Source organism: Hallella faecis (assembly GCF_018789675.1).
Classification (GTDB): domain Bacteria; phylum Bacteroidota; class Bacteroidia; order Bacteroidales; family Bacteroidaceae; genus Prevotella; species Prevotella faecis.
Map to the genome: position 1 here is coordinate 42367 of NZ_JAHKBE010000005.1, position 12241 is coordinate 54607.

Annotated in this window: 13 protein-coding genes and 1 pseudogene; 2 read left to right on the top strand and 12 right to left on the bottom strand. The window is 56.0% G+C overall.

The window, feature by feature from the left end; translation table 11 throughout:
• Positions 1-12: 12 nt before the first annotated feature.
• A complete protein-coding gene (xpt, locus tag KM934_RS02295) occupies positions 13-585 on the bottom strand; it encodes a xanthine phosphoribosyltransferase (protein WP_215759001.1) in 573 nt (190 codons plus the stop codon).
• 204 nt (positions 586-789) lie between these two features.
• Here xpt and KM934_RS02300 point away from each other — a divergent pair, with 204 nt between their 5' ends.
• On the top strand, positions 790-1440 hold the full coding sequence (locus KM934_RS02300) for a SprT-like domain-containing protein (RefSeq protein ID WP_215759002.1): 651 nt from the start codon (positions 790-792) through the stop codon (positions 1438-1440).
• A 20-nt stretch (positions 1441-1460) separates the two neighbouring features.
• Here the strand turns inward: KM934_RS02300 and KM934_RS02305 are convergent, their stop codons facing one another.
• The 11 genes from KM934_RS02305 to KM934_RS02355 all read right to left on the bottom strand — a co-directional run bounded on the left by KM934_RS02305 (position 1461) and on the right by KM934_RS02355 (position 11353).
• Positions 1461-2336: an AraC family transcriptional regulator gene (locus KM934_RS02305; RefSeq protein WP_215759003.1), complete on the bottom strand. Its 876-nt coding sequence runs from the start codon at positions 2334-2336 to the stop codon at positions 1461-1463.
• 566 nt (positions 2337-2902) lie between these two features.
• Positions 2903-3778, bottom strand: a complete 876-nt coding sequence (locus KM934_RS02310) for a DUF2589 domain-containing protein (RefSeq protein WP_215759004.1) — start codon at positions 3776-3778, stop codon at positions 2903-2905.
• 49 nt (positions 3779-3827) lie between these two features.
• A complete protein-coding gene (locus KM934_RS02315; RefSeq protein WP_215759005.1) occupies positions 3828-4388 on the bottom strand; it encodes a DUF2589 domain-containing protein in 561 nt (186 codons plus the stop codon).
• Positions 4385-5833 (bottom strand): DUF2589 domain-containing protein, encoded by a 1449-nt coding sequence (locus tag KM934_RS02320; protein WP_215759006.1) that lies wholly within the window; start codon positions 5831-5833, stop codon positions 4385-4387. The genes KM934_RS02315 and KM934_RS02320 overlap by 4 nt, the downstream gene beginning before the upstream one ends.
• Before the next feature lie 12 nt (positions 5834-5845).
• Complete coding sequence (locus KM934_RS02325) at positions 5846-6070, bottom strand: hypothetical protein (protein WP_215759007.1); 225 nt, start codon at positions 6068-6070, stop codon at positions 5846-5848.
• 18 nt (positions 6071-6088) lie between these two features.
• A complete protein-coding gene (locus KM934_RS02330; RefSeq protein ID WP_215759008.1) occupies positions 6089-6745 on the bottom strand; it encodes a DUF2589 domain-containing protein in 657 nt (218 codons plus the stop codon).
• Between the two features lie 17 nt (positions 6746-6762).
• A complete protein-coding gene (locus KM934_RS02335) occupies positions 6763-7194 on the bottom strand; it encodes a hypothetical protein (protein WP_215759009.1) in 432 nt (143 codons plus the stop codon).
• 13 nt (positions 7195-7207) lie between these two features.
• The gene (locus tag KM934_RS02340; protein WP_215759010.1) at positions 7208-8635 is read right to left on the bottom strand and encodes a DUF2589 domain-containing protein; all 1428 of its coding nucleotides are present in this window, start codon (positions 8633-8635) and stop codon (positions 7208-7210) included.
• 9 nt (positions 8636-8644) lie between these two features.
• On the bottom strand, positions 8645-9499 hold the full coding sequence (locus KM934_RS02345) for a DUF2589 domain-containing protein (protein ID WP_215759011.1): 855 nt from the start codon (positions 9497-9499) through the stop codon (positions 8645-8647).
• 50 nt (positions 9500-9549) lie between these two features.
• Entirely contained in the window at positions 9550-10407 is an 858-nt protein-coding gene (locus tag KM934_RS02350; protein WP_215759012.1) for a DUF2589 domain-containing protein, read from the bottom strand.
• A gap of 142 nt (positions 10408-10549) precedes the next feature.
• Entirely contained in the window at positions 10550-11353 is an 804-nt protein-coding gene (locus KM934_RS02355; RefSeq protein WP_215759013.1) for an N-acetylmuramidase domain-containing protein, read from the bottom strand.
• Between the two features lie 535 nt (positions 11354-11888).
• On the opposite strand from KM934_RS02355, the pseudogene KM934_RS02360 reads away from it, so the two are divergent.
• Positions 11889-12164: pseudogene (locus tag KM934_RS02360) on the top strand (PLP-dependent transferase); the annotation flags it as partial.
• Positions 12165-12241: the final 77 nt, after the last annotated feature.

The window sequence follows — 12241 nt, forward strand, 5'->3', positions numbered from 1 at the left end:
CGCGCTTCGGCCCTACTCCTCGCGGAGCTTTATCTCGCAGTTGTCGAGCGAGTCGATGATGGCGAGGCTCTCGCAGCGTATGCCCTCCTTCTCAATGACCTCCCTGCCTTTCTGGAAGGCTTTCTCGATGATGAAGCCCATGCCCACGAGCTCGGCGCCACTCTGCTTGCAGAGGTCGATGATGCCCTTCGCCGCATTGCCATAGGCCAAGAAGTCGTCGATGAAGAGCACCTTGTCGGTGGGCTGGAGATACTCCTTGGAGATGACCATGTGATACTCGCGCTGCTTGGTGAACGAGAAGACAGTGGTCGAGAGCATGTCGCCCATGGTCGACGGCTTTTTCTTCTTGGCAAACACCACTGGCAGGTCGAGCAGGAAGCCCATCATGATGGCCGGCGCAATGCCGCTGGCCTCAACGGTCAGAATCTTGTTGATGTCCGACGAAGCATAACGCCTGATAAGCTCCACGGCTATCTGCTTCATGAGGTTCGGGTCGAGCTGGTGGTTGATAAACTTGTCTACTTTCAGTATTCCACCGGGGAAACACTTGCCGTCCTTCAGAATGCGATCTTTCAGTAGTTTCATGATTGGCTTTTTATTATTCGTTTTTTATAATGGGTGCAAACTTACATAAAAAATATGAATAGCCGAACGCTTGCCTTTAATAATATGGGGTTGGACCCCAAAAATTCTGCCAATGGCCCCCTTCGGGTATGGTCTTTTATGCTTACCTTTGCATTCCGAAACAATTCCATAGGGGCCTTCGCCCCCTCACCCATCCTCCTCAGTATGCAGATCGACATTCTTTGGCTTCGCAAATGGTTCGACACGTTCAACCAGCAGTATTTCGACGGCGGGCTGCCCACGCCCCGCTTCCACATTGGCCACTCGCGCACGCAGCTGGGCACCTTGTCGTACAAGCGCAAGCGGGGCCTCATGCGCACGAGCCTCTACGACTTTGCCTTGGGCATGAGCAACTATTACGACCAATCGGAGCACCAGTTTCAGAGCGTGCTTCTCCACGAGATGATCCACCTGAGCATTGCCGCCTCAGGCCTCACCGACACCGCTCCCCACGGCGTGGTGTTCCGGGGCATGATGAGCCGGCTCAACCGCGAGGGGTGGCACATCCATGTCACCACGTCGACACGGGGCATGCAGAAAGCTTACACGGGGTCGGAGCGCGTTATCGGCCAATATCTGGTGCTCGCCATCGAGCTTGCCGACGGTCGCCATTTCCTCTCGTCGGTGAGCCCGCGCCATGCGCGAGCGCTGAACGAGAGGGTGCAGCAGGCGGGCGAGGTGCGGCAGGCCGCATGGTACACCACGTCGGACCCGTGGTTTGCCGACATGCCGAAGGTGCGCTCGCTGAGGGGGCGCCGTGTCAGCGCCGAGGTGTTTGCCAACAAGACGGCGCGCATGAAGCCCATCGCGTTCTAACCCCTCGCGGCAGCGCCTCATCAGCGGGCTTGCGCACGAAAGTCGCTGGGCTTGAGGCCGGTCTTGGTCTTAAACTTGGAGGAGAAATAGTCGGGCGAATCGAACCTGAGGCGATAGGCTATCTGCTTAACGCTCATGTCGGTGGTGGCAAGCAACTCCTTGGCTCGCTGAATGCGCAGCTCCTGCTGGTAAAGGGCTGGCGACACGCCCGCAAACTCCTTGAACAACTTACGAAAATTGCTATAGCTCACGCCCATATCACTGGCTATGTCCTGAATGGTGACGTCGGCCTCCAGCCCATTGCGGATAAGCAATCGGGCTTGGTTCACCAGGTCCACATGCCCATGGTTGCGGCTCAACCGCTTGGTTCGCTCCAACGAGTACATCAGGCCCACGAGGTGGTTCACCACGCCAGCCAGCGTTTGCTGCACGTAGGGCGCCTCCACCTGCGCCACGCGCATGGCTTCCTCGTAAAGGTGCAGCAGCTCGTCGGAGTAGCCCACGTGGTAAACGGGATGGGTGGGCGAGAGAAATCCGGCCTTCACCCGATGGTCCATGTTGATTCCCCTGAACCCAATCCAATGGCTCTTCCACCCCACCTCGCTGACGGGATGGTAGCTGTGCCACTCGCCAGGGAAGAGCAGGAACATATCGCCCGCCTTGAGGCTGTGCTCGCCACCCTGCGCCGAGCGGAACACGCCCTCGCCCTCCGACTGGTAGAGCAACTGATACTCGCTGAGCACGCGCCCTTTCTCCACGGCGAAGTAGTAGCCGTCGGCATGGCCATGGGTGGGATAATCGTCGCCGGGCGCTATCTCCTCGTAGCCCACGGTGCTCACCGTGAGGCCCCACTCGGCATCGCGCTCATTGGCTATCAGGTATTTGCTGGTCTGCATGATAAATGGGCTTTAGGTAGAAATGTGGTTGCGCTATATCGTATTGCAAAAATAACAAAGAATCGACAAACGGCAAAGCCTATGCGCCATTTTTTCGGATTTTGCAAGGGCAGGGAGGCCTCCTCGTCGGAACCGCGGTGGTACGCGCAGCACTATTGGGTGAACTCCCGACATGGGATGTTGGGATTTTTGGTGAAAAAGTTGTGTTGCGATTTCGACTGAAATAGCGAATGTAATCGCCGTTGCACGCATGGGAAATCTAAAAAAATGAGCCACCAACTTGCGAAACATGCCCAACCGCATCTCGGTTAGGCATGTTTCGCATTGCGGTTAGGAAGGTATCGTGCCTCGGTTTGGCATCTATCGCATTGCGAAAGATGGCCTTTCGCAGTGGGGAAAAGGCGATGGGGAGCGGCAAACGAGTCTCTCTGATTGTAACCGCCTGAATATTAGATATTTACAAAATTTAGCGAGAATCGCGTATTTGCGGCCAGCCACTCGCTTGCCGACGAATAAATGTTAAAAACGGGGGATGCTTGTAGTCCTTTTTCGGCAGCCTCCGCCGGCTACACCTCCACCATGATGGCGGCGATGTTCTTCCTCTTCAACGTTTGCACGATGGCCTTTGCCGTAGCCTGGGTTGTTTCGATGGGAATGGTTTTCTTTTCCGACTTCAAGATGTTGTTGAGGGCCGCCGCCGTGATCGGTTTGCCCGTACGGTTCGTCGAGTTGATGGCGTTGATGATGTCGGCCTTTTGCGACTTGCTGACCTTGGTGAGCAACTGTATGTTGTAGTTGGGTTCGGGCTTCTCGGGTTCGATGGGTTCGGCAGGCTCAATGGGTTTCTCGGGCTCAGCGGGCGCTATAGGTTCAGTCGGTGCGGTGGGGAGTGCTGGATCGGTGGGCTCGTATTGCTTGATCTCCACCAATTGGTTGTTGAATATCTCGATGAGTTTCGAGATGCCCATCGGCATGTCGGCCGTGGTTACATTGAGGTCCACGTCGATGCATCGCTTGCTTAGGAATTTCTCCTGAGCGACGTCGGTTATCTCGGCTGAGTCGCCCGGTGCGGAGTATTTGGCCTTGAGCTCAAGCTTTTCCTCCTTCATGCTGCTCTCCGTAACGGTGGCTTGGAACCTCAGGTTCACCTGGTCGATTCGCAGATAGGGCACAGGGACAATGCAGAGCAACGGCATAGTGAGTCGGTTGACCACACCACCACTCTCAAAATAGAACGTCATGGTGACAGGCTCAAGGCAACTCTCATCATCGTCTTTCTTCCTAAACACCACCCCGTTGAGATAATCGAGCGTGGCTTGCGCCGCCTCTTCCTGCGCATTGACACAGGCTGAGAGAGGCCCGCCGATGATGCGGTTAAAGTCGAGCTCGCCCAGTGGGGACTTCTGCAGCTCTTTTGGGTCGGTGACACGGGATTGAGGCATATTCGTTGGGGATTAATCGTTCGTGAATGGTGGTTTGCGGCAAGCCTGCCTACTCGTCGACCTTTCGGATGCGTAGGCAGCGGGTTCCCGCCAATTGTAACAGGCGCGCCATGCCCCCAGTGGGCACATCGGCGTAGGCCTTGATGTTTACGCGTATGTTGTTGCGCACGTATTCGCTTCGTTGCAACTCCTCCAAATCCTCATTGGAAGGCGACAGGCGCACCTTTATTTTTTGTTGAGGATAACACTTGTCCGACATGACGTTTACGTAAAAGGTGAGGTCGGCCTGGCTGATTTGCAAGAAAGGCAACGGCACCAACATCAGCAACGGCACGCGGAGGGTGTAAGGCTCGCCGTCCATCTGGAGCGAGAAGCTCACCATGATGGGCTCAGAGCGGTCGCCGGTGGCGTGGAACGCCGTGCGCTCAATGAGCTCAAGCGATCGCTCGGTGGCTTGTCGTTGCGCCTCAACGCAGTCGGTTAGCGTTTGGCACATCACGTCGTGGAGCCACAAAGCCTCGCCTGTGCTCTTCAATATCGAGGTCTGCTTGTGAGCGTTGGCCTTGTCGTTGCGCAGCAACTCACCGCTTGTCGTTGCGTCGTGGATCATTTCTTGCGTTTGATATTACGGATTAAATTGCTAAATCTTCTCCCTTTGATACTATCGATGGCCTTCGAAAGCGACTCTGGGTCGTCCGATTTCTCGCTGGCAGATCCGCTTGAGCTTGATGGTGCCACTACTCTTTTGGACATGTTGGGCATAAGCCTACGGCTTGAGGACGAGCTTGATGAAGCCCCGCCAGAGGCTGACGATGACCCGCTGGAACCCGACGACGAGCCTGTGGAAGGCCTAACATAGGTACCGCTGGAACTCGAAGATGAGCCGGTGGAAGGCCTAACGTATTGTCCGGTAGTCGACGACGAGCCTGTGGAAGGCCTGACATAGGTACCGCTGGAACTCGACGACGAGCCTGTGGAAGGTCTGACATAGGTACCGCTGGAACTCGAAGACGAACTGCCGGAACCTGACGTTGAACCGCTGGAGCTCGAAGATCCGCTCGTGGAAGGTCTGACGTAGGTACCGCTGGAACTCGACGACGAGCCTGTGGAAGGCCTGATGTAAGGGCCGGTAGTGGACGACGAGACCTTGTCTTGCTCTTCTTTTTCTTTGCGTTGTCTTTCCGCTTCCTTGCGTTTCTGCTCCTCTTCGTCTAAGCGTTCCCGCCGCTTTTTCACAGCCTCCACAAGGGCGGCTATCTTGTTGCAACGCGCCTCCTCTTCCTCTATAACGCGAAGTATTCGTTTCAGTTCTTCCTCGGCAAGGCGCAGTTTGCGCTTTTTCACACCTTGCACAAGGCCGACAATCAGGCCGTAGCGGTACTTGTCCTCCGCCTCTTTCTTCTTCCGTTCTTCCTCCTTTTGCTTCTGTCGTTCAAGCGCTTGCTGTGCTTCGATGCGATCCTTCTCCACCATGTCGTTCTTGCGGATGGCCCGTTGGCGCGCGGCCTCAAGCTTCATATCCTCCACTTCCTTGGTGGTGAGCGTCTCCTGCACGACGAGGTTGTTGGCAAAGAAGTCGAGCATCTTCGCCATGCCCGATGGTATGTCGCCCGTCGAGGCCCTGACGTGTACCCCCATCTTGCTTTGCATTGATACCGACTTCTCGTCCTCCTCGACGCCCTGGTATCCCTCCGAGGCAAACTTCGCCTCCATCTTCTCGTTGTCGCACGCCGTGATGTCGGCCGTGAACGACAGGTCTACATGCTCAATGCGCATGTAGGGAATGGGCACGATGGTCATGAGCGGCACCGTCATGCGTGTCGGCACGCCTTCCATGATAAACGAAAAGCTCACGGTGATGGGCTCGGCGCCCTCAACGTCGAGATGCGATTCGGTCATGGTGAAGCCGCGGATGTAGTTTAAGGTGGTCTGCGCAGCCTCGGCCTGCGCTTGCACGCAAGCAGCCAGCGGTCCGCCGATGATGTTTCCGAAGGGGATGGAATTGAGGGCGCTCACGACCTGCCGACTGGCGTTAGTGTTGGTTCCATCTGGCATAACAGGGTGGGGTTATCGTTGGAATGATGTAGCCTTCTTGAGGTTTTGTTGTGCCTCATCAACATTCTTCAGTATCTCCATCGCGCGCTTCGACTCGTGGCGATTGATGGTGAGTACGAGATGGCACTGCGGGCAGCGCAGTCCGCTGGCTGATAACAGTTCGCTGATGCTGGTGGGGATGAAAGCCCCGCACTTCGGACAGTTCAGTCCGGGTGTCTTTTGTTGGTTGCTGTTCATAGCTAATGGGATGAATGGTTAATGATTAAATGGGTCCTTGTTCAACACCTGGATGTTGTTCTCGGTGGCTTGCAGCAGTCCGCGCATGCCGTCGGGCAGCAGCACGGGCTCCAGTTTGATGTGTACCTTCACGTTGGTCATCTTCTGCACATCCTTCTGCGTCTCACTGGGCGTTACGCCTGGCCTCAGCATTCGCACGCGGACTCCGGCGGCTGCAATGGTCTGCTCGATCTCTGCGTCGTCGGTTTCCACACCCTCTTGCGTCGACTGGATCTTCGTTTGCAGTTGCTGCTTGAGCAGCGGAAAACGCTTTCGGAAGTCCTTTTGTTCCTTCTCGCTGACAGAAGTGTTGATCTCTATCTGCGCTTCCATGTCGAATGTGGCCTCGGCAACACGTAGCACAGGCAATGGAAGCAGCGACAGCTTGGGGATCGACACGATCTGCCGTTGGCCGTCGGCGTCGGTCATCTCGAAGTCCACCATCTTGAGTTTCTCGTGGCCATCGGGGCCGGCGGCGGGCTCCAGCGCATAGGTGCGCAACACCCTCAGGTAGTCCTCGGCCGCTTTCTGGTCGGCCGCAATAGTCGATTCGATCATGGCGGTGAGCATCTCGGCCAGGCTCATATCCATCGAGTAAGTGCTCTCGTTGACTTTCTTTGGTTTGCCTTCAGTCATAGTGCATGGTCAGAGGTTTATGAATCGATGATCTTTACGCCGCCCTGGGTCGACACTTTGAGCGTAACGCTTTGAATGACGCTTTCGGGCAGGGCCGCCAGTTGTTCGGCATCGACAATGACCTCCATCGACGCGACGCTGCTGGGCAGCATCGACGCAATGCTTTCGAGCGTCGACGGGGTGTCGCTTGCGGCAGCCTCGCCACACTGTTGCTGCGGCTCGCCAACTGGCTTGTGAGGCGTGGCACCGTGCGCCTCGCCGCTGTTGGCAATGGCGAACCGGAACGAGAGTTCCATGTCGCCAATGGTTACGGCGGGCAGGTTCAACTGGCTCAGCACTCCCGCCTCGCGATATTGCTTGGCGAGCGCTTCGGTGAGGAGGTTAGCCTCGTGCTGCGCTAACAGTACGTCGCGCAGCACCGAGGCTATCACAACTTGCAGATTTGCCATAGTGAAATGGTTTTTAGGATACGAATACGATGCGTTGCAGCTTGTCGGCCGATACCTTGTAGGCGCCCTTCTCATTGAAGACGAGCAACATTTCGTCGCCATTCTCCAATAGGCTTGGAGCCTTTTTGCCGCTGAGTGGTATGCATTTCACGGTCTTGGGCTGGTAAGCGCCCCGCCCGTTGCGGTACGATACGGAGATGGCGGCATAGCCATTGACCAACGATGTCTGATCGGCCGACACCTGCAACGTGCCGTTGGGGTCGATGACCTCGGTCGAATCGTCGAGCACTCCCAGCAATCGGTCGATGCCACGTGGCATCTCTCCCTCGCTGGCCGTGATGGTGATGTCCATCGTTGTCTCCACGCTGTAGCGCGAGTCGCGGGTGGCACCCGAGTCCTTCTTCGACGAATAGCTGGCCGCTATGGCCGGTGCCGCCGAGGCTTTCGTGGCCGTTGCAATGGGCATGGCTGAGGCCGCGATCGGCGTCATCCCCCCTGAGGCGTTGTCGGACTTGGCCGCAGCCGCCTGGGTCGACGTGCCGCCCTTGGCTTTTCCGCCCTCTGCGCCAGGGGCGGGCTTGGCTGAAGCGCCACCCGCTGGGGCCGTCTGGGGTGATGAGGAGGGTTTGCTCCCACCACCCGACGTCGTGTTGAGAATGGGCGTTCCACCGCTTCCCACCGACGCCACCACCGCCGACAGCGCATCAACCTTGGCCTTGAACGTATAAGTCATGTTTGTGATGGAGAGCCTGGGCACGGGCATCAAGGTGAGCAGGGGCACCCGCATCTTCACCTGTTTGCCGTCGCGGAGAAAACTCATGGTGACGTAGACGATTTGTCCTTGTCCCTTTTCGTCCACATTCAGGCCCTCTTCGCGTATGTAACTAAGCGTTTCCTTGGCCAGGTCGCGCTGTGCCTTGATGGCCGCTCTTAACGGGTTGCCAATGATCTTGTCGAACGACAGCGTTCCAAGCAGGTTCAAGGAGTCGGCGACAAATGCCTTGTCGACCTGCACCTCGTTGAGTTCCTTGATTTGGTCAGCCATCGAAGGTTGGCTCGCCTCACTGTTTCCCAAGGTCGATTGCAAGCCGTTGGCGCCGCTGGAGGTGCCGTCCTGATTTACGCCGAGCATATTTTCCAGCTGCTGTTTCAAGTCGCCCCCATTCGGGTTTGCACCGTTGGAAGCGGTTCCCTGGCTGGCGGTTGCACCGCTTTCGCCACCCTTGGCGTCGCCTTGAACGCTACTGGCGTTGCCGTCCTCGCCTCCGCCGCCTGGTGAAACGAGATCCCTGAGCACGCCCATGGCGGTTCCCAAGAGATTGCCGCCGCCCGTTCCAGACTGGCCTTGGGCACCTTCACCACCCGCTGCGGGCGTCTGTCCCGTGGGCTGTGTGTTGCTGGCAGGAGTTGTCCCCGTGCCTTTGTTCTTGTCGTCTGGCATAGTCGGTTGCTATTTGGTTACGTTGATGACCAGCATTTTCTCACCGGCCTTTACACAATAGAATCCCTCTTTCTTAAACACACAGAGCACACCGGAGTCGTCGGAGGCCTTCTGGCAGTCATCGTTACTGACGATAGTGCCAGCGTGATTGTCCTTGTATTCGTACAGTTTGATGTCGTTGGGCGCATAATAGCCCTCATTGTTCTTGTACGAAATGTAGGTGCTTCCTCCGCCCGCCAAGCTTACCACCTGATCGGAGACGTGCAGTTCACCCTTGGTGTCAATAGAGTCGATAGAGCTGTTGAGCATTTCCAGCACCTTGGCCATACCGGCCGGCATGTCGTCTTGTCCCGCCTTGACGTTCACGTCCATCGTGTATTCCACGCTGTACTTGGAGTCGCGTGTGGCGGTAGAGTCTTTCTTGCTCGATATGCTGGTGCTCATTTCCACGCTGCCGCTGGCCACAAGCGCATTGAATCCCACCTTCGATTTCATTCCAGCCTCAACGGCGAGCGACTTGTGGTTGGTCTTTGAGGTGGACGCTGCCGCCGAGATACGCGCCTTGAAGGCGATCTCGATCTCTCGGATGGCCAGATAAGGAATGGGCACAATGGTCAGCAATGGCAGGCTGAGCATCACCGATCGCCCGTCCTTGCGGTACTCAAAGTTCACGTAAACGGCTTTGTGCCCGCCGTCTCCGTTATCGGTGAGTCCCACGTCGCGTATAAACTCCCATGAGCTTTTTGCCGCCTTGGCCTGCGCTTCGACACAGGCCGCCAACGGTCCGCCAATGAGTGTTCCAAACGGCAACGATTGCAAGGCATTGGTAGCGATGGTGGAAGGAGTCGTGTCAATGGTTGCCATAACCTTGTAAGATTAAGAGTTAATAACTGGAATACGGCCCAGAGGGCGCGTTAGGCGGTTGTTGCGGATGATGATGTGGCCTTTGCCGTCGGAACGGCCACTTCGGTAACCTTCACCAGCACCTTCTGCACGTCGCCGCACGAGATCTCGTAGGGCTCGCTTTTTGCCTCCAATTCAAACTCCATCGTCTTGTCCATGGCGTTAGGCTTGCCTGTTGCGCCCTTACACTTGATGCCTTGAGAGTCGTAAAGCCCCTTGGGTGTCTTGTACTGTGCGATGACTCTTGCCTTCTTGCCCGACTCCACATAGAACGTGGTGTCGTTGACCGAGAGCTCTCCGTCGGGCGATACGAGGTCCATGGCGGCTCCCAACATTTCGAGCACCTTGGCCATACCGGCCGGCATCGACTCTTGTCCGGCATGCACCTCCACGTCGATGGTCGACTCAACGCTGAACGAAGAGTCTTGCGTACACTTAGAGTCGTGCTTGCTCGAGAAGGACGTTTGGAGGCTGGTGGTCTTTCTCTTGTTCCAGCTCTTGTAGTTTCTCGAGTAGTTCTCGTTGTACTCGCTCGAGTAGTTAGAACTGAACGAGTCGGTCTCCACACCACTCACGGTAGCCTTGAACTTGATGTCGATGGAGTTGATGGCAATGTAGGGAATGGGCACGATGGTGAGCAGCGGTACGCTTATGGTTACCTTGCGTCCGTTCTGCACAAAGGTGAAATGCACATAGATGGCTTCGGTAACGCCATCCTTCTCCTCCTCCAGACCCACTTCCTTGATGAAATTCACCGTGGTCTGCGCTGCTTCGGCCTGTGCCCTGATGCAGGCGTTGAGCGGGCCGCCTATCAGATTGTAAAAGGGAAGGCTTTCCAACGTGCTTGTGGTTTTCTTTGATAAATCCATAATTGTAGGTTTTTAATGCGTAGGTTCTTAGCCTGGACGGTTTGACAAGATAGAACCTTCTGAAATCTTGCCATGTCCTTTGGATGAATAAGCTGGTTTCTTATGTGGATCGTTGGAGCGGGAAGGATGTTCGAGAGTTGCCTTATTTTGCGGCAAAGGTTCGGTAGGCGTTGAGCAACTTCTTGTCATACTGGTTTTCGGCGTAGCCGCTACCATTGTAGAGACGGGCGAAGGAAGCCCAGTTTTTCGCCTGCAATGCGGGAAGCATGCCTGCCGACTTGCGTATGAAGCGGCAGAACACGATGAGCTGGTTGCGCTCGCTCTGGCTCATGAACGCCACAAACTGCGACACGCTCTTGTATCCACAGAGCGCGTAGTGGAAGCCCATGATTTGGAACATGCCCCAGCTTGCCGATGCGTTGGCGGCGTCGACGTTGATCTTGCGGGCTTGCTCCAGGCGCGCATATTCGTCCAATCCGCCCTTGTAGTGTGCCTTGCTCCACCTGGGATAGAGTATGCCCGGGTTGGCGGCTGCGAACCTCTCGGGGTTGATGCGGCGCTGCTTGAGTTGGCTCCAGAACACATGGCCCTCGAAGAGGATGGCGGGCTTGCTTGGCGCGAAGAATCCTCCTCGGCCGCCCGTCTCCACTTTCTGCACCGCCTTGAGCGCAGCCGGCTCACACTCGATGAGCTTTGCGGCGAGGCAGAAATCCTCGTCGGTGAGGTGCTCGTGGGCGGGCCGCCCGTCGAAGAGCAACACCTCCCATGTGCCGTTGCCCACAACGCCGTCGGCTCCCAGGTTGTGTTTCTTCTGGAAGGCCTTCACGGCATTGAGCGTGCCTGGGCCGAAGTCGCCGTCGGCCTTGATGTTATGTCCTACGCGAGCGAGCTCCGACTGTAAGAATTTTACATCTTCGCCGCACATTCCTTGTTTCAGTAATTTCATGTTCGTTTACTTGGTTTATGGTGGATTGAAGTATGAGGGAGTTCGACAACCGATGGCAGCATGTCGCTCCTCGGTTGCAAAGTAATGGGAAAAATCGTCAACCGAGTAGGATATTTCTTACAAAGAATGGCCAATTTCTTACATTTTTCAGTTTCATTCCTTATTTTTCGACAAATGACAGTATGCTTGTCCACCTATCGAGGCTGAGAAGTGGAAATGACGGAAACCACGAATGGCATCCGCCTTACTTGTTCCAGCGGATTTCATGGTGTAACGAATTATGATGCAACATGACAAGAAAAAACATCCTCAAAACGCGCATCCGACATTGGTACTTGTATATATAAATAAGGTGGAGCGTCACCCTGAAGAGCCGAAATGTGCCAAATACCACAATCGTGGTATGCCAAATGCCACATGTTAGCTATTTCAGGAAATGGCGGATGGTTGTACCTTTGCAACCGTGAACAGTTAATATCAATAAATGTATTAGTCGAACCCACCGCCGACCTCCCATTAAGGCCCACGGCGGTTAAACGGCGCCGGATCCATCTTCACCTTTGAGATCGATGGCGACCAACAGAAGGCGTGGGACTTCATCGACCACCTGCAAATCTTCTCCAACCTGGCTAACGTGGCCGATGTGAAGTCGCTGGTGGTGCATCCGAAGAGCACCACCCACTCGGAACTCTCTGAGGAGGAGGCCACGCAGCAGGGCATCTACGACGGAACCATCCGCCTGAGCATCGGAACGGAGCATTACCAAGACCTCATCGACGACCTCGACCAGGCGTTTGAGGCCGTGAAGTAACCTCGCCGGCGAGGCCTTACCCCACCAACCGCGCCTCCATTGGCAGGGGCGTGAGCCATAGCGCAACATGCCAAGAC

Coding starts and splice junctions, on each gene's coding strand:
- xpt (WP_215759001.1), bottom strand. CDS start 585: ATGAAACTACTGAAAGATCGCATTCTGAAGGACGGCAAGTGTTTCCCC.
- KM934_RS02300 (WP_215759002.1), top strand. CDS start 790: ATGCAGATCGACATTCTTTGGCTTCGCAAATGGTTCGACACGTTCAAC.
- KM934_RS02305 (WP_215759003.1), bottom strand. CDS start 2,336: ATGCAGACCAGCAAATACCTGATAGCCAATGAGCGCGATGCCGAGTGG.
- KM934_RS02310 (WP_215759004.1), bottom strand. CDS start 3,778: ATGCCTCAATCCCGTGTCACCGACCCAAAAGAGCTGCAGAAGTCCCCA.
- KM934_RS02315 (WP_215759005.1), bottom strand. CDS start 4,388: ATGATCCACGACGCAACGACAAGCGGTGAGTTGCTGCGCAACGACAAG.
- KM934_RS02320 (WP_215759006.1), bottom strand. CDS start 5,833: ATGCCAGATGGAACCAACACTAACGCCAGTCGGCAGGTCGTGAGCGCC.
- KM934_RS02325 (WP_215759007.1), bottom strand. CDS start 6,070: ATGAACAGCAACCAACAAAAGACACCCGGACTGAACTGTCCGAAGTGC.
- KM934_RS02330 (WP_215759008.1), bottom strand. CDS start 6,745: ATGACTGAAGGCAAACCAAAGAAAGTCAACGAGAGCACTTACTCGATG.
- KM934_RS02335 (WP_215759009.1), bottom strand. CDS start 7,194: ATGGCAAATCTGCAAGTTGTGATAGCCTCGGTGCTGCGCGACGTACTG.
- KM934_RS02340 (WP_215759010.1), bottom strand. CDS start 8,635: ATGCCAGACGACAAGAACAAAGGCACGGGGACAACTCCTGCCAGCAAC.
- KM934_RS02345 (WP_215759011.1), bottom strand. CDS start 9,499: ATGGCAACCATTGACACGACTCCTTCCACCATCGCTACCAATGCCTTG.
- KM934_RS02350 (WP_215759012.1), bottom strand. CDS start 10,407: ATGGATTTATCAAAGAAAACCACAAGCACGTTGGAAAGCCTTCCCTTT.
- KM934_RS02355 (WP_215759013.1), bottom strand. CDS start 11,353: ATGAAATTACTGAAACAAGGAATGTGCGGCGAAGATGTAAAATTCTTA.